This window comes from Mesorhizobium sp. M6A.T.Ce.TU.002.03.1.1, from assembly GCF_003997275.1.
In the GTDB taxonomy this organism is placed as follows: domain Bacteria; phylum Pseudomonadota; class Alphaproteobacteria; order Rhizobiales; family Rhizobiaceae; genus Mesorhizobium; species Mesorhizobium mediterraneum.
This window is the reverse complement of sequence record NZ_RZTI01000028.1, coordinates 12,785-37,570: the sequence shown is the minus strand read 5'-3', so window position 1 is coordinate 37,570 and position 24,786 is coordinate 12,785. Positions and strand designations below refer to the sequence as shown.

The 24,786-nt window shown below is 62.8% G+C and carries 20 protein-coding genes and 1 pseudogene; 9 read left to right on the top strand and 12 right to left on the bottom strand.

The window, feature by feature from the left end:
• Window positions 1–78: 78 nt before the first annotated feature.
• Together EOC93_RS11685 and EOC93_RS11680 are read left to right on the top strand one after the other, a co-directional pair.
• On the top strand, window positions 79–1,458 hold the full coding sequence (locus tag EOC93_RS11685) for an aspartate aminotransferase family protein (protein ID WP_126106123.1): 1,380 nt from the start codon (window positions 79–81) through the stop codon (window positions 1,456–1,458).
• 903 nt (window positions 1,459–2,361) lie between these two features.
• Window positions 2,362–3,186, top strand: coding sequence for a methyltransferase domain-containing protein (locus EOC93_RS11680; RefSeq protein WP_126106124.1), 825 nt, complete (start codon window positions 2,362–2,364; stop codon window positions 3,184–3,186).
• Window positions 3,187–3,402: 216 nt separating this feature from the next.
• Here the strand turns inward: EOC93_RS11680 and EOC93_RS11675 are convergent.
• The 4 genes and pseudogenes from EOC93_RS11675 to EOC93_RS11660 all read right to left on the bottom strand — a co-directional run.
• Window positions 3,403–5,411 (bottom strand): annotated as a pseudogene (locus tag EOC93_RS11675) (ABC transporter ATP-binding protein/permease); the annotation flags it as partial.
• 68 nt (window positions 5,412–5,479) lie between these two features.
• Entirely contained in the window at window positions 5,480–5,671 is a 192-nt protein-coding gene (locus EOC93_RS11670) for a hypothetical protein (protein WP_127204677.1), read from the bottom strand.
• 246 nt (window positions 5,672–5,917) lie between these two features.
• A complete protein-coding gene (gene mmsB, locus EOC93_RS11665; protein WP_095486679.1) occupies window positions 5,918–6,802 on the bottom strand; it encodes a 3-hydroxyisobutyrate dehydrogenase in 885 nt (294 codons plus the stop codon).
• A gap of 118 nt (window positions 6,803–6,920) precedes the next feature.
• On the bottom strand, window positions 6,921–8,084 hold the full coding sequence (locus EOC93_RS11660) for an isobutyryl-CoA dehydrogenase (RefSeq protein WP_127204676.1): 1,164 nt from the start codon (window positions 8,082–8,084) through the stop codon (window positions 6,921–6,923).
• Between the two features lie 138 nt (window positions 8,085–8,222).
• Between EOC93_RS11660 and EOC93_RS11655 the strand changes: the two genes are divergently transcribed.
• Both EOC93_RS11655 and EOC93_RS11650 read left to right on the top strand, forming a co-directional pair.
• On the top strand, window positions 8,223–8,837 hold the full coding sequence (locus tag EOC93_RS11655) for a dimethylsulfonioproprionate lyase family protein (RefSeq protein ID WP_127204675.1): 615 nt from the start codon (window positions 8,223–8,225) through the stop codon (window positions 8,835–8,837).
• A complete protein-coding gene (locus EOC93_RS11650) occupies window positions 8,837–10,303 on the top strand; it encodes a cobyric acid synthase (protein WP_095486676.1) in 1,467 nt (488 codons plus the stop codon). The genes EOC93_RS11655 and EOC93_RS11650 overlap by 1 nt, the downstream gene beginning before the upstream one ends.
• Here the strand turns inward: EOC93_RS11650 and EOC93_RS11645 are convergent.
• From EOC93_RS11645 to EOC93_RS11635, 3 genes are all read right to left on the bottom strand, one after another.
• A complete protein-coding gene (locus tag EOC93_RS11645; protein ID WP_095486675.1) occupies window positions 10,300–10,722 on the bottom strand; it encodes a VOC family protein in 423 nt (140 codons plus the stop codon). The two genes, EOC93_RS11650 and EOC93_RS11645, sit on opposite strands and share 4 nt — an antisense overlap.
• Window positions 10,723–10,826: 104 nt before the next feature.
• Complete coding sequence (locus EOC93_RS11640) at window positions 10,827–11,660, bottom strand: AraC family transcriptional regulator (RefSeq protein WP_095486674.1); 834 nt, start codon at window positions 11,658–11,660, stop codon at window positions 10,827–10,829.
• Window positions 11,661–11,759: 99 nt separating this feature from the next.
• Window positions 11,760–11,930, bottom strand: a complete 171-nt coding sequence (locus EOC93_RS11635; RefSeq protein WP_095486751.1) for a hypothetical protein — start codon at window positions 11,928–11,930, stop codon at window positions 11,760–11,762.
• Between the two features lie 580 nt (window positions 11,931–12,510).
• On the opposite strand from EOC93_RS11635, the gene EOC93_RS11630 reads away from it, so the two are divergent.
• Window positions 12,511–12,948, top strand: coding sequence for a TerB family tellurite resistance protein (locus tag EOC93_RS11630; RefSeq protein WP_095486750.1), 438 nt, complete (start codon window positions 12,511–12,513; stop codon window positions 12,946–12,948).
• 10 nt (window positions 12,949–12,958) lie between these two features.
• Here the strand turns inward: EOC93_RS11630 and EOC93_RS11625 are convergent, their stop codons facing one another.
• The 5 genes from EOC93_RS11625 to EOC93_RS11600 all read right to left on the bottom strand — a co-directional run bounded on the left by EOC93_RS11625 (window position 12,959) and on the right by EOC93_RS11600 (window position 19,568).
• Window positions 12,959–14,602: a dipeptide ABC transporter ATP-binding protein gene (locus EOC93_RS11625; RefSeq protein WP_095486673.1), complete on the bottom strand. Its 1,644-nt coding sequence runs from the start codon at window positions 14,600–14,602 to the stop codon at window positions 12,959–12,961.
• On the bottom strand, window positions 14,599–15,468 hold the full coding sequence (locus EOC93_RS11620) for an ABC transporter permease (RefSeq protein WP_095486672.1): 870 nt from the start codon (window positions 15,466–15,468) through the stop codon (window positions 14,599–14,601). Before EOC93_RS11620 ends, EOC93_RS11625 begins: the two co-directional genes overlap by 4 nt.
• Entirely contained in the window at window positions 15,465–16,412 is a 948-nt protein-coding gene (locus EOC93_RS11615; protein WP_095486671.1) for an ABC transporter permease, read from the bottom strand. The genes EOC93_RS11620 and EOC93_RS11615 overlap by 4 nt, the downstream gene beginning before the upstream one ends.
• 238 nt (window positions 16,413–16,650) lie before the next feature.
• Window positions 16,651–18,129 (bottom strand): ABC transporter substrate-binding protein, encoded by a 1,479-nt coding sequence (locus EOC93_RS11605; RefSeq protein WP_127204674.1) that lies wholly within the window; start codon window positions 18,127–18,129, stop codon window positions 16,651–16,653.
• A gap of 164 nt (window positions 18,130–18,293) precedes the next feature.
• Window positions 18,294–19,568 (bottom strand): acetylornithine deacetylase/succinyl-diaminopimelate desuccinylase family protein, encoded by a 1,275-nt coding sequence (locus EOC93_RS11600; RefSeq protein WP_095486668.1) that lies wholly within the window; start codon window positions 19,566–19,568, stop codon window positions 18,294–18,296.
• 217 nt (window positions 19,569–19,785) lie between these two features.
• Between EOC93_RS11600 and EOC93_RS11595 the strand changes: the two genes are divergently transcribed.
• The 4 genes from EOC93_RS11595 (at window position 19,786) to EOC93_RS11580 (ending at window position 24,649) form a co-directional block, all read left to right on the top strand.
• Window positions 19,786–20,214: a L,D-transpeptidase gene (locus tag EOC93_RS11595; protein WP_127204673.1), complete on the top strand. Its 429-nt coding sequence runs from the start codon at window positions 19,786–19,788 to the stop codon at window positions 20,212–20,214.
• A gap of 237 nt (window positions 20,215–20,451) precedes the next feature.
• On the top strand, window positions 20,452–21,534 hold the full coding sequence (locus EOC93_RS11590; RefSeq protein WP_127204672.1) for a substrate-binding domain-containing protein: 1,083 nt from the start codon (window positions 20,452–20,454) through the stop codon (window positions 21,532–21,534).
• 84 nt (window positions 21,535–21,618) lie between these two features.
• Window positions 21,619–23,874, top strand: a complete 2,256-nt coding sequence (locus tag EOC93_RS11585) for an ABC transporter permease (RefSeq protein ID WP_127204671.1) — start codon at window positions 21,619–21,621, stop codon at window positions 23,872–23,874.
• A complete protein-coding gene (locus tag EOC93_RS11580) occupies window positions 23,867–24,649 on the top strand; it encodes an ATP-binding cassette domain-containing protein (RefSeq protein ID WP_095486664.1) in 783 nt (260 codons plus the stop codon). The genes EOC93_RS11585 and EOC93_RS11580 overlap by 8 nt, the downstream gene beginning before the upstream one ends.
• Window positions 24,650–24,786 lie beyond the last annotated feature (137 nt).

Here is a 24,786-nt window from a genome sequence, read left to right as displayed (position 1 = left end):
CTATTCGCCCCCCGCGCTCCTCTGACGAATCCGCCCCGGCTGCAAAACGCCGGATTGGTTCAAGAGGAAAGATCAGACATGACTTACCAGAATTATTCGCTGAAGCAGCTTCAGCAGATCGATGCTGCGCATCACCTTCATCCGTTCACCGATCACAAGGAGATGCGCGAGGCCGGCTCACGCATCATCACTCACGCCAACGGTCCGTTCATCTACGATTCCGAAGGCACGGAAATCCTCGACGGCATGGCCGGGCTGTGGTGCGTCAACATCGGTTACGGCCGCGACGAACTGGCCGACGCGGCTTACGCCCAGATGAAGGAATTGCCCTACTACAATTCCTTCTTCAAATGCTCGACACCGACGCCGGTGCTGCTGGCAAAAAAGCTGGCGGAACTGGCGCCGAAGCACGTCAACCAGGTGATCTACGGCTCGTCCGGTTCGGAGGCCAACGATACGGCGCTGCGCCTTGTCCGCCACTATTGGGCACTGGAAGGCAAGCCGGAGAAGAACCGCATCATCTCGCGCAAGACCGCCTATCACGGCTCGACCATCGCCGGCGCCTCGCTGGGCGGCATGGAGCCGATGCACAAGCAGCTCAACGGCGCGGTTCCCAACATCGTCCATGTGATGATGCCCTATGCCTACGAGCTGGCTCTGCCCGGTGAAAGCGACCATGATTTCGGCCTGCGCGCGGCCAAGGCCGTCGAGGACGCCATCCTCGAAGCCGGTGCCGACAAGGTCGCCGCCTTCATCGGCGAGCCGGTGATGGGGGCAGGCGGCGTGAAGATACCGCCGATGAGCTATTGGCCGGAAGTGCAGCGCATCTGCCGCAAATACGATGTCCTCCTGATGCTGGACGAGGTCATCACCGGCTATGGCCGCACCGGCGAGTGGTTCGCAGCTCAGACCTTCGACATCGAGCCCGATACCATCACCACCGCCAAAGCGCTGACCTCCGGTTATCAGCCGCTGTCGGCGCTGCTGGTCGGTGATCGCATCGCCGCGACGCTGGTCGAGAAGGGCGGCGAGTTCAATCACGGCTATACTTATGCCGGCCACCCCGTGGCCTGCGCTGTGGCGCTGAAGAACCTCGAGATCATGGAGCGGGAAGGTTTGGTCGATCGGGTCAAGAACGACACTGGACCCTATTTCGCCAAGGCGCTGCAGGAGCACATTGGCGGTCACGATCTGGTCGGCGAAGTGCGCTCGATCGGGCTGATGGGGGCGATCGAGATCGTCAGGGACAAGGCGACCAAGGAACGCTTCCTGCCGGCCGGAAGCGCGGCCGTGCTTGTCCGCGACCACGCAGTTGCGCAAGGCATGATGCTGCGCGCCACCGGCGATACGATGATCCTGTCGCCGCCGCTGATTTGGACGCGCGAGACAATCGACATGGCTTGCGGCCGCATCGCCAAGGCCCTTGATCTGGCCCAAGCGGATTTGGGCAAGCGGTAGGGTAAAACGATCGCCGGGTGTCCTGCAGCCAGACGCCCGGCGTTTGAATGCCGCATTCTGCCGAAGATCTCGCCAGGCGAGGATCGGCCGTGAGTTCGGCAATCAGGTCTCCTACACCCTGAGCACGAACCCCAAGAAGGTCAGCTTCCAGAAGCATTCGATGGGTCATCGACCGCAACATCAATCTGATGCGCGCCGTGTCGGTCCTGCCCCAGGGTCGACGGGCTGTCCTGCGAGTATCAACCGGAGGAGCCGCTCACCAAGGGTCGCTACGAGGAATGCGGCCGCGACGCGCCGTATTTACCTTAACGTGCGAGAAGTAGAGAGACATCGACACGAGGCGCGAAAAAGCAACGCCAATACAGCTGATTGGTTACGACGTAGGTATTCTCGCAGATATGGTATTGGCCGTCCGGGGATTCCTGTACACGGTCCCGTGGGATGGTGAAATTATGCGGCAAATAAGTGTAACCGCCGTCTATCCTGGACCGCACCGAAGACCGAGGTATGGCGCGGCAATCAGAACCACCGCAACACCTGAATTTCGTCTGTGGGTCAATCTTGTCTTCGTACCAATCATGGGCGTTAGCGGCCGTTGCGGCGGCGATACACATTGCCGTGAAGATGAACCTTCGCATGGCATTCCCTCAGGGATTTGGCAGGCGCTGCTCGTTCGAACGTCCTTTTATATTAGCGTTCCGTTAAAAACGCCATTAGCCTCCGACTGACTAACGCAGCTCCAGCAAGCGACGCTCGCAAGGTGTGCGGACCGTCCTAACGATCTGCTCTGTATCCTTGTTTCTATCGCCCGGTTGCTCTGTGACAGATAGGCGCTTTATGATGGCTGCTTGAAGCGCCGATCGGGCCCGTTGTCGGAGCGGCTCATTGTGCGGGAGGGACGCTATGGCCCGGCAGGAGCAATGGCAGCTGGAAGGTAGCGCCGCGGAACTCTACGAGCGCTACCTAGTTCCGGCAATCACAGCCCTGTGGGCTGCCGACCTGGTGGATCGTGCTGCGCCTCGATCTGGTGAGCGGGTTCTGGACGTAGCTTGCGGCACAGGGGTGGTGGCACGCTCGGCGGCCGAGCGTATGGGAAGTGGGCAGGTCGTCGGCCTCGACATCAACACGGGCATGCTTGCCGTTGCTCGATCGCTCCCTAGCGGCGCTGGACCGCGTATTGACTGGCACGAGGGAAGCGCGCTCGAAATGCCGTTCCCTGACGCCACCTTCGATCTGGTTCTTTGCCAGCTCGGACTGCAGTTTTTTCCGGACCGATCGAGTGCGCTGCGTGAGATGTTCCGGGTTCTGCTGCCTGACGGCCGGCTGGCCTTAAGCGTTTTCAGCGCTATTGAGCATACTCCTGCGGCAAAGGCGCTGGCGGATGCCCTGGATCGGCATCTCGGTCCAGGCGCTTCGGCGACGAAACGGTCCGAGCATTCACTCGCCGATGCGGACGAGCTTTACCGATTGGTGGCCGGGGCGGGATTTCGTCAGGTGACCATCCACACGACGACACAGAACATCCGATTCCCCTCGCCAAAGGAATATGTGCGACTACAGCTGGCAGCGACTCCGCAGGCTGGGCTGGTCAGCGGAATGGAGGCCGGACATCGGGACGCAGTCATAGCAGCGATCATGGGTGATCTAAGTTCCTCGCTGGCAATCTATTCAATTGGAGGGGAGCTGACATTCCCCCAAGAGGCTCACGTCTTGCTCGCACGCAAGTAGCGCAGCTGACGCGGCGGTCGTCGACGTAGGTCAGGACCGCCGCTACCAGGCCGACGATCATCTGCCATCGGGGCCGGCGATGCGCCCGAAGTTGTCGGCCAAGCCGCCATCGCCAAGCCATCGAGCAGACGTCGGACTTAGTTCGCAGTGCGCGCGGCGCGGGCTGCTTTCTTGCTGCCCTTGCCCCAGGCCCGCCCGGCGGACTTCACTTTTTGTCTCGGGCAGCGCCGCTTTGCTCAATGTCGTGCTGCGTTTCGGTAGGCGCGCCGGCGCCCGAGAAATCGCACAAGCAAGTTCCGTCTGCTCTTACGCTGGACAAGATCGACGTCGCTGACAAGCTTTGCGCCGCCCTCGCGCCGCTCCAATGTGATCTTGCGGCTATGGAAGGCTTCCAGCTCGGCGCGATGCGCTACGCTTATGATGGTGACCTTCGGCAATTCGTGAATGATCATCTCCATCATCTTGTCCTGACTCTTTTCATCGAGTGCTGACGTTGCTTCATCCAGCACGATGATATCGGGGCTGTGCAGCAGAAGACGTGCGAAGGCGAGCCGCTGCTTTTCGCCACCCGACAAGGTCTGGTCCCATGGCGCGTCGTCCTCGATCTTGTCGTTCAGATAATCGAGTCCGACCTTGTTGAGGGCAGCCTTGATCTTACCCAGCGTCCAGCGATCGGCGGCGCCTGGATAGGCGACTGCGCGGCGAAGCGTCCCGGTAGGTACGTAAGGCCTTTGCGGCAGCATGAACAGCCGTCTGTCGGCGCGGATGTTGACGCTGCCGCCACCCCACGGCCACAGACCTGCGATGGCCCGCACCAACGTACTCTTGCCTGAGCCGGATTCGCCGGCAACGAGCACCCGCTCGCCTGGTTCGATCACGACCCTAGTTTCCTTGACCACGGCGGTGCCGTCGTCGAGCGACACGGACAGATTGTTCAGGCTGAGCATCGCATCGCCTGCAGTTTCGCCGCGCTTTATGCGTCCCAGTGTGTTGCTCTGTTCCGCGCGCTCGAGTCCGTCGAGTGACATCATCAGTGAGGCGATGCGCCGTGCGCAGGCGTTCCAATCGGCGAGACGGGGGTAGTTGTCGACCAGCCATCCGAACGCGCCCTGCACGATGGCAAAGGCAGAGGCAGCCTGCATTACCTGTCCAAGTGTCATGCTGCCTTCGAGAAACTTTGGAGCGCAAAGCAAAACGGGCACGACAGGCGCAAACAAACTTGCCCCCTGCGACACCAGCGCTGTGCGCATGTGCTGGCCTGTAAGAAGCGCCCATTGCTTGAGCACATGGGCGAACGTCTTGTCGATGCCGCTACGCTCCTCCTCCTCGCCACCGAGCAATGCTATACTCTCGCCGTTTTCCCGCACCCGCGTCAGCGTGTAGCGGAATTCGGCTTCCGCCTGATTTTTTTCCTCGGAGAGGCGGACGAAGTGGCGGCCAATGACCGCCATCGAGGTGGATGTGATCGCGGCATAGGTTACCGCGGTGATGACGAGAAAGCCGGGAATGGTCACGGTCGAACCTGCGATCGTCAGGGTCAAGGCCCCACCGATCGTCCAGAGCACCACGATGAAGGTCGAGGCCGACAGAAACGCGTTGATGACGCCGGCGATGAAATCGACCGGAGATTCGGTGGCAATCCGCAAATCCTCGGTGATGCGGGCTTCGGGGTTCTGGTGATCGCCGCCGACGAGGTTCAACTGAAAGTAGCGGCCGCTTGCAAGCCAACGCGCGATGACCGCGGTGGCGAGCCAGGAACGCCAGCGGCGCTGAATCGTCATGCGAAGGAAGACTTGCGCAACGACAAGGCTGCCGCTTCCGAGCACGAGCGGCACGAAAACGGCGCTCAGGATATAAACGGTGCGGGCATTGCGTTGCTCAAGGGCGTCGAAAATTGCGCGGTTCCAGACATTGATCCCATACTGGAAGCCGACATTGATGATGATCAGGACCAAGAGCCCGATCGTGAACGGCCATGCGAGCCTATCGCCTCCGCGGCCCCAATAACCGCGCGCGCTGATCCAGAAACGCCTCAGCAAGTATCTCTTGCGTGCCTGCTCGGCCTCCTCAGGAGTGAGCTCTGGATCGGGTTCGATGAAGTCCGGCGGCGGGGCCGCGCCGGCGACCTCAGACGCGACTTCGACAGTCGATTGCTTCTCCTGGCGCGACTTCTCGGCATCGCGCGATTTGGAGATCGATTTCGGCTTGAATTTAGCCTCGGACATACCGGCGATAACGGCTTAAAAATGAGAAGGTTTCATGATGTTCGATCCAATGAGCTTCAGGAGCTAGGTCATCTCAGATCGTGCTCACGGCGGCGGGGGGATTCGATCGCGAGGCCATGGAACGAACATGACGAGCGACCGGAACCCTCGCGCTCCACCTGTGGGTCGACGTAGCTCAGGATCGCCGCCACCAGGCCGACGATCATCTGGAGGCGCGCCGGGGCGATCGTGTCACTGTCCTTGAAGAATGCGAAACGCAAAAACCGCGCTCCCTCGGGAACGCGGCTTTGCCAGATACGCATGGCGCTTCGCTAACGGAACACTTGCGAAACGTACGGGCTCCGGTACGCGAGACCTGATCCGGAGCGCCGGGCGGATGCGATATGCCGCCTCGCATTCCGTTTTACAGGCACATCGTTACCGGGGGGTTATCGAGAGTTTAAGCAAATCTAAATTTGCGGTGTTTCTTTTGCCGGGAAATCAAAAAGCCCTGTCGAGTTCGAGGCTTACTCCGGGGTGCCGCGCAAAAAGTTTATGATGCCGGAAAAATCGGCGCCGGCATGCCCCTGGGCGTTGAACAGCGCGTAAAGCTGGGCGGCCTCGGCGCCCAGCGGCGTCACCGCGCCGACGCTTTGCGCGGCTTCCTGTGACAATTTCAGGTCCTTCAGCATCAATGCTGCGGCAAACCCAGGCCTGTAGCCATTGTTGGCCGGCGATGTCGGCACCGGACCAGGCACCGGGCAGTAGGTGGTCAGCGACCAGCATTGGCCGGAGGAGGTCGAGGCGACGTCGAACAGCGCCTGATGCGACAGACCGAGCTTTTCCGCCAGAACGAAGGCTTCGGCGACGCCGATCATCGAAATGCCTAACATCATGTTGTTGCAGATCTTTGCCGCCTGTCCGGCGCCGTCATCGCCGCAATGGACGATACGGCCGGCCATTGGCTTGAGGACTGGCTCGGCTTTGGCGAAGGCGTCCTTCGAGCCACCGGCCATGAAGGTCAGCGTGCCGGCGGTGGCGCCGCCGGTGCCGCCGGAAACCGGCGCGTCGATCGACAGAAGCTCATGTCTTGCGGCGATCGCGTGGGCCTTTCGCGCCGATTCGACGTCGATGGTCGAGGAATCGATGAGCAGCGCGCCTTTTTTCGCCTTGGGCGCGATGTCTTCGTAGACCGACAGGACGTGCTTGCCGGCCGGCAGCATGGTGATGACCACATCGGCGCCCTTCACCGCGGCAATGGCATTGGCCATGACGACGACGCCATGATCCCTGGCGATGACGAGGTTTTCCGGCATCAGATCGAAGCCGTGCACGGTATGTCCTGCCTTGACGAGGTTGGCGGCCATCGGATTGCCCATGTTGCCGAGGCCGATAAAGGCGATGGTGGTCATCGTTTTTCTCCCGGTTTTGCCAGAGCGGGATGTTCAGGATTGAAGAGATATCCCGCTCTATCTGTTTGTTTAGCCGCATTTCTGGGACGCCAAGTGATTCCACTTGGCTGCAAAATGCTCAGCGGCCGATCAGGGCGCGCGCGATGATGACGCGCATGATTTCGTTGGTGCCTTCGAGGATCTGGTGGACACGCAGGTCGCGGACCAGTTTCTCGATGCCATAATCGTGCAAATAGCCATAACCGCCATGCAGTTGCAGGGCGTCATTGGCGACGTTGAAGCCGATGTCGGTGACGAAGCGCTTGGCCATCGCCGACCATTTCGAGGCATCGGGCGCGTTGCGGTCGAGCTTCGAGGCGGCGGCGTAGAGAAAGATGCGCGCTGCTTGCAGCTCGGTCTCCATGTCGGCGAGCTTGAATTGCAGCGCCTGGAACTGGTTGATCTTGGATCCGAAGGCCTTGCGCTCGGCGGTGTAGGCCAGCGCCTTGTCGAGCGCCGATTGGGCGCCGCCCAGCGAACAGGCGGCGATGTTGAGCCGGCCGCCGTCGAGCCCGGCCATGGCAATGCCGAAGCCGGCGCCTTCGACTGACAGCAGGTTTTGCGCAGGCACCTTGCAGTCCTCGAAGATGACCTGGCGGGTCGACTGCATGTGCCAGCCCATCTTGTGCTCGTTGGCGCCGAAGGACAGGCCGGGCGCATCCTTCGGCACGACGAAGGTGGAAATGCCCTTCGGCCCGTCGGCGCCGGTGCGCGCCATGACGATGTAGATGTCGCTGTCGCCGGCGCCCGAGATGAACTGCTTGACGCCGTTCAGCACATAGTCGCCGCCCTTCACCGCGCGCGTCTTCAGCGCCGCGGCATCCGACCCCGAGCCCGGCTCGGTCAGGCAATAGCTGGCCAGCCATTCCATCGAGGTCAGCTTCGGCAGGAAGCGCTGGCGCTGCTCGTTGCTGCCGAAGCGGTCGATCATCGACGCCACCATGTTGTGGATCGAGATGAAGGACGAAAATGCCGGATCGGCGCGCGAGAGCGCCTCGAAGATCAGCACGGCGTCGAGCCGGCCGAGGGCCGAGCCGCCGACATCGTCGCTGATATAGATGCCGCCAAGGCCGAGCGGGCCCGTCTCGCGGATCACATCTGCCGGAAAATGCTTGTTGCGGTCCCAGTCGAGCGCATTCGGCGCGACCCGGTCGGCGGCGAAGGCCTCGGCCATCTCCTGGATGGCGCGCTGGTCCTCGTTGAGCTCGAACTGGCTGGTGCTCGCATCGACAGCGGCGTCCATAGCGTGCTCCCTGATGTTTCCGGCCTGCTGGCCTGTCGTTTTTGGCTTTGCGCGCCGCTCAATCTAGACCAATGATGCCGCCGCGCAAGCCGACCATCTGTGAAGCGGGTGTGCGCTAATGCGTGTCTGGAGCAAGGCGTGACGACAAATTTCGATGAGCTGCTCAAACGTTTCCATGCCTATCTCGAGACGTTCGATAATGCGCTGGTGCGCGATGCCGTGGCTCGGATCGGCTGGGCCATGCCGGCGCGTCCGCTCGAGCCGCATCCGCTCGCTTGCCTGCGCCAGCTCGACCGAATCGTCGAGCTCGCTGCAGCGAACGCCCAGCCATTGGTGCGGCTGGTCGCCGAGCGTCGCGGGGAGCTGCACTGGGGGCAGACCTACGGCGAGGCGGATTTCGGCAAGACGTTCATCGACAATTACGGGTGGCTGGAAGTATTCGGCACGCGCGGCCATTTCGTCAACGACGAGGTTGCGGCCGGCCTGCTGATCCTCGGGCCTGATATCGTCTACCCCGACCATCATCACGTCGCCGAGGAGATCTACATTCCGCTGACCGGCGGCGCCGAATGGCGCATGGGCGGAGGCGAATTTCGCAGGCGCGAGGCGGGTGAGGTGATCCACCATGCCTCCGACGTCAGCCACGCCATGCGCACCGGCAAGGAGCCGCTGCTGGCGCTCTACATCTGGCGCGGCGGGCCGCTGGCGGCCAAGTCGACGATCACCGGAACGACGACGTGGGGCAGGGACTGATGGCCAAGGCGATCATGCTGCAGGGCACGGGCTCCGATGTCGGCAAGACGGTGCTGGTCGCGGGCCTCTGCCGCGCAGCGAAAAAACGTGGGCTGAAAGTGCGGCCGTTCAAGCCGCAGAACATGTCGAACAACGCAGCCGTCGCCGACATTCCGGGTGCCGGCGGCGGCGAGATCGGCCGCGCCCAATGGCTGCAGGCGATCGCCTGTGGCGCGGCGCCCTCCGTCCACATGAACCCGGTGCTGCTCAAGCCGCAGACCGATACCGGTGCGCAAGTGGTGGTGCAGGGCAAGGTGTTCGGCGAGGCGCGGGCGCGCGACTACCAGGCGCTGAAGGGCCAACTGATGGATGCGGTGCTGGACTCCTGGGCGAAGGTCGGCGAAGGCGCCGATCTCGTCATCGTCGAGGGCGCCGGCTCGCCGGCCGAGATCAATCTCAGGAGCCGCGACATTGCCAATATGGGCTTTGCCACGCGCGCCAACGTGCCGGTGATCCTCGTCGGCGACATCGACCGCGGCGGCGTCATCGCCTCGATCGCCGGCACCCATCTGATCCTGCCGGAAGAGGACCGGCGCATGATCGTCGGCTACCTCATCAACAAGTTCCGCGGCGATGTCTCGCTGTTCGATGACGGCATCAAGGCGATCGAGAGGTTCACCGGCTGGCACTGTTTTGGCGTCGTGCCGTGGCTGAAGGCGGCGGCGCGGTTGCCCTCGGAGGATTCGGTTGTGCTTGAGCGCCTCGCGTCCGGCGAGAAGCGCGCGCTGAAGGTCGCCGTGCCGATGCTTTCGCGTATCGCCAATTTCGACGATCTCGACCCGCTCAAGGCCGAACGCGAAGTCGAGGTGGTCTTCGTGCCGCCCGGCCAGCGCTTGCCGGAGGACTCTGGGCTGGTGGTCATTCCCGGCTCGAAGTCGACGATCGGCGATCTCCTGAGATTTCGCGAGAATGGCTGGGACCGTGATCTTGCCGCCCATCGCAAGCGCGGCGGGCATGTGGTCGGCATCTGCGGCGGCTTTCAGATGCTCGGCCGTATCGTGCGCGACCCCGACGGCATCGAGGGCAGCGTTACCGAGACCGAAGGGCTTGGCCTGCTCGACGTCGAAACGGTGATGGAGCCGGAAAAGACGGTGCGCAATGTCAGCGCGCGCTCGGTGCAATTCGACCTGCCGCTCGAAGGCTACGAGATCCATCTCGGCCGCACCACCGGTCCGGACACGCTGCGTCCATCCGCGGTGATCAACGGCGTTGACGACGGCGCCATCTCGGCCGACGGCAAGGTGTCAGGCACCTATCTGCACGGGCTGTTTTCCGCCGACGCTTTTCGGGCGAAATTCCTGGAAAACCTCGGCGTCAAAGGCGGCGGCATCGACTATCGCGCCGAGGTAGAACGGGCATTGGACGAGGTCGCAGCCGAGCTGGAGATCCACCTCGACTGCGACGCGATTTTTGGCCTCGCCCGTTAGCTGGCGGGCTCGGCGGCCTTCGGCCAGTAGGTGCCGAAGGACCAGACATTGCCCTCCGGATCGCGGCAGATGAACTCGCGGCTGCCATAGTCGCGGTCAGTCAGCTCTTCCAGTATTTCGGCGCCGGCCTTCTTGGCTTTGGCATAGGCGGCATCGGCATCGTCGACGGCAACATAGATCGATCTGCCGCCACCTGGCCCCGGTGCGCCGATTATCTGGCCGAACTTGTCGTCGCGTGCAGTGCCCAGCATGATCATCGAGGAGCCTAAAGTCAGTTCGGCGTGTTGGACGATATCGCCTTCGCCGTAGCGGGCATGAACGACAAAGCCGAAGGCCTCGCCCAGCCAATCGATCATCTTCGCGGCATTGCGGTAGCGCAAGGTGGGATAGAGTCTGGGCGGTTCGACGGACATGGTCATGGCGATTTCCTTCAGTTGGGTTGGTGATAACCCAGTCTGGGCGAAGCCTGTTGCGGCGTCTTGAAGAAATGTTACCTGAGTGTCCTGCAAAGGACCTGGGCGGTTTATGCCTGGGCGGCAAGCGTCGTCGGCGTTTCGCCGGCAAGATCGCGGAATTCGCGAACCAGATGCGCCTGGTCTGCATAGCCGCAATCGGCGGCGATATCGGCCCAATCGGATTGGTCCTGCCTTGAGAGCCCGAGCGCCCGGTTGAAGCGGACGATGCGCGACAGCGTCTTGGGGCCGACGCCGATCGCGTTGGAAAACTTTCCTGCGAGATGCTTGCGGCTCCAGCCTATCCTGTCGGCGAGCGACGACACGCGAATGCGGCCGCCCGAGACGATGATCCGTTCATAGGCCCAGGCGATTTCGGACTGCGTTTCCCGCGCCTCAGTCAGTCGCGCGGCGACGAACGCCTCGACGATGGCAAAGCGTGCGCTCCAGTCGTGCGCATTGCCAAGTCTTTCGCGCAGCGCGATGCCTTCGAGGCCAAGCACATCGTCGAGGCCGACCATGCGGTCGGTCAGTTCGCTCATCGGAAGGCCGAAGAAGCGGCGGGCGCCGAGCGGTGTGAAATTGACCTGTACACAGCAGGCGCCGCCGAAGGACTCGATCACCACCGGACCGGCAAAAAGGCCGGCGGCGAAACTGGCGAAGCGATCATTGTCGCCGGGGTTCTTGCCGAGCCCGATGGCGAAGGGTTCGGCAAAGCTGATAACCAGTGGGACGGTCAGCGACGCATATTCGACGTTGCGGAAATGGCCGGGCATTGTTTCGCGGTAGCCGCAGATGTCGGTGACCGCGCACCGGAGCCGAGGGCCGGGCGCGCGCCGCACCATCTCGAACCGGTCGAGGCCGGGATTTTCATGGCGGCTGCCGTCTTCGCTCTCGGCGGGCATGAGCTTTCCTTCCGCCCATGGAGTCTAACAGACCATCCCTCAAAATCAAAAGCGCCCGGCTTGTGGCCGGGCGCTCCGAGTTGCCTGAGATCTGAGTGCTTAAGCGCCGCGCATCAAGCAGCCACCGGCAAGCACGATATAAGCGATGAGGGCAATCCAAACCGCGGGTATGGGAATGAACGCAAGGACGCCAAAAGCGGCAAGAAGGCCGAGAATGGCGATAACAAGGGATATGATGAAAATAAGCTGCGTAGGCGCACTGAGATTCATGTGTGGCTCCTCCAACATGATTCGTACAACCGCATACTATCAGGCGCGCCGTCACACACCAATCAGCGTGCGCAGCGGGTTCGCCGGGTCAGCCAGCAGCTTGACGGGGAGTGGCCAGAAGGATGCGGCGCTTTCGATCACGAGGGCAATCCCTGGAGACGGATGATAGTTTCCAAATTGTGACGGAGACCACCAATTGTCGATCTTGGCGCCGCCCCTCATCGCCCTGCCGGGCAGGAGAAGGGGCTGGCCGCAGCTTCGGCGCCCTTCCTGCGACGCTGGTGATTGGCGAAACCGGTGACGAGAGCGCCCCTCTCCCCGTCGCTATACGGGGAGAGGATGCCGGCAGGCAGGTGAAGGGCAGCGCCAATGCCCGGAAAAGGATGAGGAGGCGAATTAAAAACCTGAAGCGATTGCCCCGTTCGAACCCAGCCGACCCGTTTGCGCAAGGCCGATTCCGCGCTACCTATGCCAAGCGCGCCGCGACGCGCTTGGCTCTTTTGTTTTATGCATGTCGTTATCTCAAAACCGCTGCGCACTTTTGAGCGACATGCATTTGACGAATCGGAAAGGGACGCTGATGGCATTCGCTTTACTGGACCAGATACGCTTGATCTTCGACGGCGACCCCGGCGTGCGCAAGGTTGCGGACGATCCTGTGCTGTCGGCGGAACTGCTCATGCTGTTTCGTATGATTCTCGCCGACGGCTCGGTCAGCGAGAGCGAAATGGTCGCGCTCAGGCGCATCTGCCGGGAAGCCTTCGGCATTCCGGAAGCCAGCATCGACAGCGTCATCGAATATCTCAACGAGTTCGGCTACGAGACCAACAGCTCGCAAGCCATCGCGCAGTTCCGTGACCTCGACGTCGAGCGGCGCAAGCTGCTTGCCCGCCACATGGCCGAGATCGCCAAGGCCGATTCACAACTTGCCGGGAACGAGATGAAGCTCTTGCGCCGCACGCTCGACCTGCTCGACATCAGCCCTGCCGATGCGGTGAAGCCGCAAACGCAAGCCTGAAGCGGCCCGCTCACCCTTGTTCGTGTAACCGGCGCGCTATTGCCCGGTGCAGGTCCGGAGCGGCAGCGACCAGCGCCTTGGCGGCTTCGGACTGCGGATGGTCGAGAACCTCGCTCGTCCTGCCGCGCTCGACGATCTTGCCGTCGTGCATGACCATCACCGCGTCGGTGATGGCGCGGGCGACGGTCAGATCGTGAGTGATGAAGACGTAGGCGATGCCGAGCTTCTGGTTGAGCTCGGCGAACAGGTCGAGAACCTGGGCGCGGATAGAGACATCGAGGGCCGAGACCGGCTCGTCGGCGACGACCAGTTTGGGACGGGTGATGATAGCGCGGGCGATCGACAGGCGCTGGCGCTGGCCGCCTGAAAATTCGTGGGGATATTTGTCCATGTCGCGTGGGCTGAGGCCGACCTCGTGCAAGGCCTTTGCCACCATCTCGCGCCGCTCGGCATTCGTCGGCTTCTTCTCCAGGACGTGCAGTGGCTCGGCGACCAGCTTTTCGACCTTCAGGCGCGGGTCGAAAGAGCCGTAAGGGTCCTGGAACACCACCTGCATGTCGCGGCGCGCCGGCTTGAGCTCAGCCTCGCTCTTGCCGGTGATGACCTGCCCCCGAAACCGGATCGTTCCCGATGTCGGCCCGTCCAGCGCCAGGACCATGCGGGCAAGCGTGGACTTGCCGCAGCCCGAACGTCCGACCAGAGCCACTGACTGGCCGGGATCAATCGAAAACGAGACATCGTCGACGGCGCGGATCGGGGCCGCCCGCTTCAGCAGCGATTTTCGACGTCCCGGATAGTCCCGCGTCACGCTGTCTACCTGGAGCAGGGGTTTGGCACCCTGGAGCAGGGGGTTGTCCAGGCCGACCTCATGTGTCCTGGCGCGCGCCGGGACATGCATAGAGGCCTGCGCCAGTTGTCGCGTGTAGGGATGAAGCTGCTCCGACAAAGTGCGCGCCGTGTCGCCGGCCTCCATCACTTCGCCATGGCGCAGGATGGTGATGCGATCCGCCATCTCGGTCACCACCGCTAGGTCGTGCGAGATCAAGAGCAGGCCCATGCGGTTTTCCGCGACCAGGTCGCGCAACAGGTCGAGGATCTGCGCCTGCAGCACGACGTCGAGCGCCGTCGTCGGCTCGTCGGCGATCAGCAGCTTGGGTTTCAGCGCGCAGGCAATGGCGATGACGACGCGCTGGCGCTGGCCGCCGGAAAGCTCGTGCGGATAGCGTGACAAAGGAAACTGCGCCGCCGGCAGGCCGACCCGGTCGAGCATTTTTCGCGCGTGGTCCTCGGCGTCGGCTCGGCTTGCCCTGGTGTGCCAGCGGATGCCTTCGGCGACTTGCTCGCCAATGGTCTTGACCGGATTCAGTGCCGTCATCGGCTCCTGGAAAACCATGCCGATATCGTCGCCGCGCAGCGCGCACATCTGGTCTTCGCTGGCCGCAAGGATGTCGATGCCGTCGAAGGTGACGCGCCCCGTGGCGCGCGCCGCCCAGGGCAGAAGCTGCATCACCGTCAGCGCCGTTATCGACTTGCCCGAGCCGGATTCGCCGACCAGCCCCATCACCTCGCCGGGCGCGACGGAGAGCTCGACATCCCTCAGGATCGGTGTGTTGCCGATGCTCAGCGACAGTTTCTCGATTTCGAGCAAGCTCATCGCTGCCGCCGCGATTTGGGATCGAGGATGTCGGCAATACCGTCGCCGAGCAGGTTCAGGCCAAGCACGGTGACGACGATCGCCATGCCTGGAAAGATCGCCATCCACGGCGCCGCCACCATGCGGGTCTGCGCATCGAACAGCATCCGCCCCCAACTCGGCATTGGCGGCTGTGTGCCCAGCCCGACATAGGAAAGCCCGGCTTCGGCCAGGATGCCGAGCGCGAACTGGATGGTGCCTTGAACCAGGAGCAATGTGACGATGTTGGGCAGCACATGTTCCAGCGTGATCAGCGTTTTGCCTTTGCCGGCGGCGCGCGCGGCAAGGATGAATTCGCGCGGCCAGATCGCCAGCGCACCGGCCCGGGCGACGCGGGCAAAGACCGGGATGTTGAAGATGCCGATGGCGATGATGGCGTTGAGCGCGCCCGGCCCGAAAATGGCGGTGATCATGATCGCCGAGAGCAGGGCAGGGAAGGCGAAGACGAGATCATTCAGCCGCATCACCGCTTCGTCGACGATGCCGCCGCGCGCCGCGGCAAAGGCGCCGAGCGGCACGCCGATGCCCATGCCAATGCCGACCGCCACCAACGCCACGGCGATCGAATTGCGGGCGCCGACCATGATCATGGAAAGAATGTCGCGGCCGAAATGGTCGGTGCCGAACCAGTGCGCCGGCGAGGGTGCCTGGGTCTTGTCGGCGATGATCAGCCTGGTGACGTCAAAAGGCGTCCAGAAAAACGAGACGATGGCAATCACTGCCACCAGTGCGGTGATGACGAAGCCGGCGAGAAACGAGCGGTTGGTGAAGGCCTTGGCCAGGATGTCGGCAAAATTTTCTTCCGGGATGTCGAAGCGCAGCGTCATTGGCGGCTTCTCAGGCGCGGATCGACGACCGCATAGGAGAGATCGACAAGCAGGTTGACGGCGATGACGGCGGCGACCAGCAGCATGACGACGCTTTCGACGACGATCAGGTCGCGCTGGGTGATCGCCTGGAACACCAGCCGGCCAAGGCCCGGCAGGTAAAAGACGTTCTCGATGATGATGGTGCCGGCGAGCAGAAAGGCGAATTGCAGGCCGAGAATGGTCAGCACCGGGATCATGGCGTTGCGCAGCGCGTGCCGCCAAAGCACCGCGCGATAGGGCAGGCCCTTGGCGCGGGCGGTGCGGATATAGTCCTCGTTCAGCACTTCGATCAGCGCCGAGCGGGTGACGCGGGCGAGGATCGCCGCTTGCGGCAGGGCGAGCGCGATCGCCGGCAGGAACAGCGATTTCAGTGCTGGCCAGACGCCCGCGCTCCACCCCGGAAAGCCACCCGCCGGCACCAGCCGCAGCCAGACGGCAAACAGGTAGATCAGCATCAGCGCAAACCAGAAGTTCGGCACGGCGACGCCAAGCTGGGCGGCACCCATCGCAATCGTGTCCCCGGCCCGTCCGTGCCGGCCGGCGGAAAACAGCCCGACCGGAATGGCAATGATAGTGGACAGCGCCAGCGCGATCAGCGCCAGCGGCAGGGAGACAACGACGCGCTCGCGGACCAGATCGATGACCGGCACCGAATAGGTGTAGGAACGGCCGAAATCGAGGCTCAGCAAGCCACCGGCCCAGTGCAGATAGCGCGAGGCAAGGGGCGCGTTGAGACCCATCTGGTTGCGCAGCAAATCGACTTGGTCGGCGCTGGCGTTCATGCCAAGCATCAGCCGCGCCGGGTCGCCGGGAATGATCTCCAGCACGGCGAAGACCACCATGGAGGCCAGAACCAGCGTGATGAGGGCGATGGCAAGACGCTTGAGGAGATAGGCGGTCATGGGGGCGGAACGGAAGCGATCGAGCGGTCGGGCTGTCGCGCCGGACCCCCCTCTGTCCTGCCGGACATCTCCCCCTCAAGGGGGGAGATTGGCAGTTTCCATGCCGGCGCTGGCCTTGCAACGCTGATGGTTAGCGAAAGCCGCGATGAGGGCTCGATCTCCCCCCTTGAGGGGGAGATGTCCGGCAGGACAGAGGGGGGTGCGACGGAGTGCAAGTTTCGCCTTTCTGTCAGCTGCCTCATTCCGTCCACTTCACCTTGGTCAGATCGTTGGCCTGGATCGGCGCGTTTTCCCAAAAACCCTCGAGCTTGGCGTCCCAGACGCCGGCTTTCGGTAGTTCGTAGAGGAAGCCGACCACGGCGTCGTCGGCCAGTATCTTCTGCGCCTCGCCGAGCAGCGTCATGCGCTTGGCCTCATCGGAGGTGAGGTTCAGATCGGCGATGATCTTGTCGAAGGTCGGATTGTCGTAGTTGAAGTAATAATCCTTGCGCGAATAGATATCGATGTCATTGGGCTCGGTGTGGGAGACGATGGTCAGGTCGTAGTCCTTTTTGGTGAACACCTGGTCCAACCACTGCGCCCATTCCACGGGCACGATTTCCAGATCGATGCCGATGTCGCGAAGCTGCGACGCGATGATCTCGCCGCCAAGCCGCGCATAGGAAGGCGGCGGCAGTTTCAGCGTCGCCTTGAAGCCGCTCTCCAGGCCGGCTTCCTTCAGCAGTTCCCTGGCCTTGTCGACATTGTGCGGATAGAGGCCGGTGAGGTCGACATAGGCCTTGTTGGCGGGCGACATGTGCGAGCCGATCGGCACGCCAAGGCCGGCCGAGGCGCCGTCGATGATCGCCTTGCGGTCGAGCGCAAACGAAATCGCCTGCCTGACCTGCAGCTTGTCGAAAGGCGACTTCTTGTTGTTCATCGAAAGGATGGTCTCACCCTCGGTCGCGCCGATCACCACCTTGAAGCGCGGGTCGCCCTGGATCTGCGCGACGCTGTCGGGATCGAAGAAAGGGAAGGCCTGAACATCGCCGGAAAGCAGCGCCGGCACGGCGGCTGCGGCATCCGTGACGATACGGAATTCGGCTTTGTCGAGAGCAACCGGGGCACCCCAGTAAGTGTCGGATTTGATCAGCGTGATCGAGGAGCCCTTGGCCCAGCTCTGGAACTTGAACGGCCCGGTGCCGACAGGCTTTTCCTTGTTGGTGTCGGCTGTCTCAGGCGCGACGATGACCGCGTCGCCCCAACCCATATTGTAGAGGAAGGAACTTTGCGGGTTCTTCAGCGCGATCTTGACCGTCGTCGGATCGACCACCTCGACCGTATCGATGGCGGCGAACAGGCCCTTCTGCGCGTTGACGGAGTTGTCGGCACGGGCGCGGTCGAGCGAGAATTTCACGTCGTCGGCGTTGAAATCGGTGCCGTCATGGAATTTCACGCCGGTGTGGAGCTTGAAGGTGTAGGCCTTGCCGTCATCGGAAATGGTCCAGCTGTCGGCGAGATCCGGCAGCACCTCGCCGTTCGGGCCGATGCGGGTCAACCCCTCGAACACGTTGGCGTAAAGCACTTCATCGATCGCCGCCGCGGCACCCGCGGTCGGATCGAGATGTGGGGGTTCGAGCGGAATGCCGATGACCAGATCGGTCCGCGCGGCAAATGCCGATGTTCCGGCGGCCAGAATCAGGCCCGCAGCGGTGAGAATGGTTTTCCACAATTTCATCGTGCAGCTCCCGATATGCTCAAAAAAATGTTCAAAACCCGGTGGATAGAAGCGTGATTTCGCCGAGGAGTAAATTGCGTTTCGTGCTTTCCGGCAGCGCCAGCAGGAATGTTTTTCCGTTAGCCGCCGACTCAGCAATTGAAGCTTGCCCCGTCGCTGCCGGATTACCGTGCGCTCCTGAGCAGTATGTTCAGCCCGATCGCCATCACCTTGGCCGATTCGACCATGTCCGATATCCCGACCCATTCGTCGGGCCTATGGGCGAGGTCGAGAATGCCCGGGCCATAGGCGATGCAGTCGTAGATGTGGCCGATGCGGGCAATGTGCTTCTGGTCGTAAGTGCCGGGCGAAATGACGTAGTCGGGCTCGCGGTCGAATATCTCCATGATGCCTTGCGCCACCGCCTTGACCACCGGCGCATCGCGCTCGGTCATCAGCGGCAGCACCTCCATCAGGTCGCGGATTTCGTAGTCGAATTTTTTCCGCTCGCGCTTCAGCCGGTCGAGGATATTGGTCACCTCGCTTTTGACCGTGCCCAAATCCTCTTCGAGCAGGAAGCGGCGGTCGATGGTCAGCCGGCAGGAATCGGGCACGTTGGGCGAGGGCAGGCCGGGCCGGAAATCCTCCGTCTGGCCGCCATGGATCGAGTTGATGTTCATGGTCGAGCGCTTTGCGCCGTCGGGCACGACCGGCATGCTTGTCACCTTGCGGTCGAGCGCCGGGAACAGCTCGTCCTCGAAAGCCCCCAGCACGGCGCCCATATGGCGCACCGCATTATCACCGAGGAACGGCATCGAGCCGTGGGCGATCTCGCCCTTGGTTTCGATCTCCGCCCACCACACCCCGCGATGGCCAAGGCAGATGCGATCCTTGTTCAACGGCTCGGGGATTATGACGTGATCGACCTTCGGCTTGGAGAAATAGCCGAGCCTGGCCAGATGGGCGACGCCGCCAAAGCCGCCAGACTCCTCATCGACCGTGCCTGATATTTCGATGGCGCCCGGAAAGTCGGGGAAGACCTCCATGAAGGCTTCGACGGCGATGATCGAGGCGGCCAAGCCCCCCTTCATGTCGCAGGCGCCGCGGCCATAGACCTTGCCGTCCCTGACGATGCCGGCGAAGGGATCGAGGCTCCAGCCGTCGCCGGCTTCGACCACGTCGATATGCGAGTTGAAATGCACGCAGGCGCCGGGCGAGCGGCCATCGAAGCGGGCGACGACATTGACGCGCGGGTAGCGATCGGTATCGCCGGGCGTGCCTTCGGCGCGGATGAATTCGACGTCGAAACCGCGCTTCTTCAGCCGCGCTCCAACGTATTCGGCGCATGGCCGGTAGGCTTCGCCGGGCGGATTGATGGTCGGAAAGCGGATCAGGTCGGCGGTCAGTGCGACCAGGTCGTCGATCCGATCATCGACCGCTTTCAGGAGAAGTTCGTTCATTCGGCGAATTGAGCAGCCAACAACGCCCTTTGGCAAGCCTGTTGGTGGGTGCGCCTTGGTTGCGTGTCGTTGCGGCAACTATCGCGGGAAATCGTTCAAATTCGCTGCTTTGGATTGGTGATTTCGTTAGAGGTGTGTGGTTACCTCATTCACTTGCCAAAAGAAGAAGAATAGCATGAAGGCAGGCAGGCAAGGGCAATCAAAGGGGTTTGATCGCATGAAAAAGACCGTTCTCATGGTAGCGTTACTGGCAACAATGCTGTTCGGTTCTTCGGTCGAGGGCTGGGCAGCCAAGCTGGTTGCAAGGATCGACGTGTCATCGCAGACGATGACTGTAAGATATGGTCAGGCGGTCTACCGCTGGCGCGTATCCACGGCACGCCAAGGTTATATCACGCCGCGAGGCACCTACCGGCCGCAACGAACGGCACGGATGTGGTATTCGCGCAAATACGACATGTCGCCGATGCCTCATTCGGTGTTCTACCGCGGCGGCTACGCCATCCATGGCACGGGCGCGGTGAAGTCTCTCGGGCGTCCGGCGTCGCATGGCTGCGTCCGGCTGCACCCCGCCAATGCCGCCGCCTTCTATTCGATGGTGAGGCAGGCAGGCTTCCGCAACACGCGGATCGTCGTGACCAACTAGCTGTGGCTGGCTGCAAGCGAGCCGGAAAACCGAAGGTTCGCCGGCTCCTACAAGAAGTCAGAGCGGGCGCTTCTTGTGAAGCGACGACGGCTTCCGCTCTGAACATCGGTGAAAGTGGGAGCACTATTTACGTGGGCGGGCTTTGGGCAGAATATGAGGGGTGGGAGGAAGCATTCGGAATCCCTGAATAAACGCGCCCGAACGGCTTCCGACCGTTGGTTGCAAGGGAGGAAAATCATGAAACGCATTTTCTCGCTCGCGGCGTGTGCCGCGGCGTTATCGCTCGGCGTATCGAACGCCTACGCACAATCGGGCGGTGTCGATAAGGCGGTCGGCGGCTACAGCTTCGAAGAAGCTGCAAAGGAGGCCCCCGGTACCAAGGACTTCCATTCGGCCGATGGCCACCTCACTTTCGCTATCGTGACACACACTGCCGGCAATGGCTTCTTCGATCCGGTCTACGTCGGCGCCACCGTCGCCGGCAACCTGATCGGCGCCAAGATCCTGCTGCTCGGCTCGGAATCGCCGACCGACGACCCTGCCCGCGAGATCGAAATCCTGAACCAGATCGTGCAGGATCCGACGATCGACGGGCTGATCATGACAACGCCCCAGGTCGGCGCCTATAACGACATCGTCAAGGCCGCCGAGGCGAAGGGCATACCGGTCGCCACGACCAATTCCTTTGACGGCACGATCCTCAACCGCAGCGGCATCGGCCACACCGGCCAGGACGCCTCCGCTGCCGCAATCGCCGGCGAGGCGCTCGTCAAGTGCCTCGCGGACAAGGGCATCGAGAAGGGTTCGATCGTCCTGCCGTCGTCGACCGCAATGGGCAACATCGAGGTGAACAATCGCGTCACTTCGGCTTTCAACGCCATCGTCAAGGGCTTGAAGGATGCCGGCAAGCTCGATGCCTTCAAGGTCGACGCGGGTCCGGAGAACACCGGTATAGACACCAATCCGAATGATCCGGTGAACGGCATCGTGACGCTGTTCGAGTCGCGCGGCGACGTCGTTGGCGCGTTCGCCGGCAACAACGTGTTCACGCCGGCGCTTGCCAAGGCCGTCGCTCAGACCGGAATGACCGGCAAGATCTGCGCCTACGGTTTCGACCTCGGCCCGGCCCAGCAGGATGCGATGAAGAGCGGCGATCTGACCGGTGCGCTCGGGCAGCAGCCCTTCTTGCAGGGCTTCTGGCCGGTCATGCAGCTCTATCTGGAGATCGACCGCGGAATCGCGGCGGCCAACCTCGACACACGTGCCCAACTGGTGACGAAGGAGACCGTCGAGGACGTCGGCAAGCGCTTCGAGAACTGAGTCCGCTCGGAACGTCTGAAATCATTGCGGGAGGGCGCAAGTTCTCCCGCAATGCGGCAGCAGGGAAATCGACCAGAAGAGACCATGGCGCTTACCGCGACCACATCACTTGGCCGTGCGCCGTCCCAGATTGTCGGCGGCTGGGAGGTGGGGCTCGTTGCCTTGCTTTTGCTGCTCTATCTCGGCGGCGCTCTCGTCAATCCCGCGTTCTTCGGGTCAACAGGGGCGTTCCACTCGCTGCTCCGCGACACCTCGCGGGTTGCCATCATCGCGGTCGGGGTGACCTTCGTCATCGTCAACAAGGACCTCGATCTTTCGGTCGGTTCAACTTACGGCTTAGTCGCCGTCGTCTTCGCCAGGCTGTTCGCGCCGAACTTCCTCGATCTCGGCATCGTCCCCTCGGTGGTCCTCTGCCTGCTGCTCGGCACGCTGATCGGGCTGATCAACGGCGTGCTCGTCACCATCCTGAAGGTGCCGGCGTTCATCGCCACGCTGACCATCCTCTTCATCGGCCGCGGCTTCGTGCTGGCGCTGACCCACGGTCAGTCGATCTACTATCCCGCCAAGGCGAGCGAGCATCCGCTGTTCTTCCACCTCGGCGAGACCAACGCCCTGGGTTTCAACAACCAGATCGTGATTTTCGTCATTGTCGCCGTAATCGGCGCCTATGTGCTCGCCAAGACGCGCTGGGGCTACGAGACCTTCGCCACCGGCGGCAACGAGCAGGCGGCGTCCTATGCCGGCATCCCGACCAACTGGGTGCGCATCCGAGCCTACCTGATCTCCTCGCTCTGCGCGGCGCTTGCCGGCCTGCTGTCGGCGGCCCAGGACAAGGGCGTGACGCCCCTCTACGGCGTCAGCGGTGAGCTGATCGTCATTGCCGCCGTGATCATCGGCGGCGCCTCGATCCTCGGCGGCCGCGGCCGGGTCGTCGGATCCTGCCTTGGCGCCCTGCTGGTGGTGCTGCTCGACAAGGTGTTGCGTGAGGGCTGGCCGATCACGCGCATTATCAAGATCGGTGACGAGGAGATCACGGTCAACGCCGTCTTCTCGCTGCCGGTCGGCGCGGTGCCTGTGTTCCTCGGGCTGCTGCTCATCGTCGCGGTGCTCATCGAGCCCTATCTCATCCGCCGCCAGGTGGCAGGGCGCCTCTGGGCCTGGCTCCGCGGCCGGCCGCCGCCACCGGCCTACGAGATCGGCAGCATCGCGATCGAGGGGGTGCAGACCAAGGGCGCGATGGCGACCGACATGGCGCTGTCGGCCACCGGGTTCGGCAAGTTCCTCGCCCGGCGCGACGCGCTCGCCATCATCCTGGCCGTGCTCCTGTGGCTGACCGGCCTCGCGCTCCGGCCGGACTACTGGTGGAACCTGTCCAATAGCTTCGCGATCCTGCTCAACTACACCGAGCTTGCGCTGATCACCATCGGGCTCACCTACGTCATCGCCGCCGGCGATATCGACCTCTCCGTCGGGGCGGTGCTTGCCCTCGCCGGCAGCACCGCCGCCTATTTTCTCAAGGTCCTCGGCGCCGACCCCGTGACCGCCGTGGCGATGGGCCTGCTCGCGGGCATGTGCGCCGGCCTCGTCAACGCGATCGTCACCGTCGGCTTCAAGCTGCCGGCCTTCATCGCCACGCTCGGCATGTTCTACATCGCCCGCGGCCTCGCCGCCTGGTTCGTCGCCGGGCAGCAGCTCACCGGCTGGCCCGAGGGCTACAACCTGCTTGGCCGCAAGGTGAACGACATCCTGCTGCACTACCGCATCTCGCTGCCGGACGGGCTCCTGCGCTCGATCGCCGAGGTGGTGAGCGTCCAGACCATCTGGATGCTGTTCGTCGCCCTCATTGCCGGCGTCGTGCTCGCCTATATGCCGTTCGGGCAGAAGGTCTATGCGACCGGCGGCAACATTCGCGCCGCCGCTTATGCTGGGATCAACACCAATCGGGTGCGGTTCCTCGCGCTCATGCTGGCGGCGCTCTGCGCGACAATGGCCGGGATCATCAACGTCGCCTACTTCCGCAGCTTCAACCCGGTGGCTGGCCAGTTCCGCGAGCTCGACGCCATCGCCTCGGTGATCATCGGCGGCGGTTCGATCTTCGGCGGCTACGGCACCGTGATCGGGGCGCTCGCCGGGGCGGCGGTGATCACCCTGATCCGGGCGCTGCTGCAGCTCAACGTCCAGGGCTTCGCCATGCCGCAGCACTGGATCAACGTCTTCATCGGCGGCATCCTGATCGTGGCGGTGCTGATCGACATCTGGGTGCGCCAGGCCAACATCTTCGGCCGCCTGCGGGCGCGCCTCGCGCGGCGCACAAGAACGGCGGAGACCACCCATGCGTGACCCGACTAGGCCTGCACCGATCGTAGAAATGCGGGGCATCGAAAAAGCCTTCGGTGCGGTGCAGGCGCTCCGCAACGTCGACCTCGTGCTCTATCCCGGCGAGATACTGGGCCTCGTCGGCGACAACTCGGCCGGCAAGTCGACGCTGATGAAGATCCTGACCGGCGCCTACCAGCGCGACGCCGGCGAGGTCTTCGTCGCCGGGCAGCCGGTGCACTTCAAGAGCCCGCACGAAAGCCGCGACGCCGGCATTGAGATGATCTACCAGGATTTCGCTCTTTGCGGGAATATGGATGTCGGTCAGAACATCTTTCTTGGCCGTTGGCCGCTCAAGGGCCTTTTCGTCAATCGGCGGAAAATGTACGCGGAAGCCGACAGTGTGCTGAAGCGGCTCAAGGTCGACGTGAACTCCGTCTATCAAAAGGTCGAGAGCCTGTCGGGCGGCCGCCAGCAATCTGTGGCGATTGCCCGCGCTATCTCCTTCCAGCCGCGCGTGGTGATCCTCGACGAGCCGACCGCCAATCTCTCGGTGATGGCGACTGAGCGGCTGCTCGAGACCATGCTGGAACTGAAAAAGCAGGGCGTTGCCCAGATCATCATCTCCCACCGCCTCGTTGACATCTTCGCTGTGGGCGACCGCGTGATGGTGCTGAAGCGCGGCGAAAACGTCGGCGATCGCTACGTCAGGAACACCGACGAGCATGAGGTCCTGGAGATCATCGTCTCCGGCACGCGAGAGCACGCGCTTACGGCCGATGAGGCGATCAAAACTTGAAACGAGCTGTCAGGCGACCAACGAGCGGTCGATGGCCAAAACAAAAAAACCCGCCTCGGGAGCCGGGCGGGTCGTTGGCGCAAATCAGCACCATGCCCCAGTCACTAGCATAACTGCCGTCACAAAGCAATGTTGCG

Bases quoted from the DNA above. Each gene is read 5' to 3' on its own strand.
- EOC93_RS11685 (WP_126106123.1), top strand. From the start codon at position 79: ATGACTTACCAGAATTATTCGCTGAAGCAGCTTCAGCAGATCGATGCT.
- EOC93_RS11680 (WP_126106124.1), top strand. From the start codon at position 2,362: ATGGCCCGGCAGGAGCAATGGCAGCTGGAAGGTAGCGCCGCGGAACTC.
- mmsB (WP_095486679.1), bottom strand. From the start codon at position 6,802: ATGACCACCATCGCCTTTATCGGCCTCGGCAACATGGGCAATCCGATG.
- EOC93_RS11660 (WP_127204676.1), bottom strand. From the start codon at position 8,084: ATGGACGCCGCTGTCGATGCGAGCACCAGCCAGTTCGAGCTCAACGAG.
- EOC93_RS11650 (WP_095486676.1), top strand. From the start codon at position 8,837: ATGGCCAAGGCGATCATGCTGCAGGGCACGGGCTCCGATGTCGGCAAG.
- EOC93_RS11645 (WP_095486675.1), bottom strand. From the start codon at position 10,722: ATGACCATGTCCGTCGAACCGCCCAGACTCTATCCCACCTTGCGCTAC.
- EOC93_RS11640 (WP_095486674.1), bottom strand. From the start codon at position 11,660: ATGCCCGCCGAGAGCGAAGACGGCAGCCGCCATGAAAATCCCGGCCTC.
- EOC93_RS11635 (WP_095486751.1), bottom strand. From the start codon at position 11,930: ATGAATCTCAGTGCGCCTACGCAGCTTATTTTCATCATATCCCTTGTT.
- EOC93_RS11630 (WP_095486750.1), top strand. From the start codon at position 12,511: ATGGCATTCGCTTTACTGGACCAGATACGCTTGATCTTCGACGGCGAC.
- EOC93_RS11625 (WP_095486673.1), bottom strand. From the start codon at position 14,602: ATGAGCTTGCTCGAAATCGAGAAACTGTCGCTGAGCATCGGCAACACA.
- EOC93_RS11620 (WP_095486672.1), bottom strand. From the start codon at position 15,468: ATGACGCTGCGCTTCGACATCCCGGAAGAAAATTTTGCCGACATCCTG.
- EOC93_RS11615 (WP_095486671.1), bottom strand. From the start codon at position 16,412: ATGACCGCCTATCTCCTCAAGCGTCTTGCCATCGCCCTCATCACGCTG.
- EOC93_RS11605 (WP_127204674.1), bottom strand. From the start codon at position 18,129: ATGAAATTGTGGAAAACCATTCTCACCGCTGCGGGCCTGATTCTGGCC.
- EOC93_RS11600 (WP_095486668.1), bottom strand. From the start codon at position 19,568: ATGAACGAACTTCTCCTGAAAGCGGTCGATGATCGGATCGACGACCTG.
- EOC93_RS11595 (WP_127204673.1), top strand. From the start codon at position 19,786: ATGAAAAAGACCGTTCTCATGGTAGCGTTACTGGCAACAATGCTGTTC.
- EOC93_RS11590 (WP_127204672.1), top strand. From the start codon at position 20,452: ATGAAACGCATTTTCTCGCTCGCGGCGTGTGCCGCGGCGTTATCGCTC.
- EOC93_RS11585 (WP_127204671.1), top strand. From the start codon at position 21,619: ATGGCGCTTACCGCGACCACATCACTTGGCCGTGCGCCGTCCCAGATT.
- EOC93_RS11580 (WP_095486664.1), top strand. From the start codon at position 23,867: ATGCGTGACCCGACTAGGCCTGCACCGATCGTAGAAATGCGGGGCATC.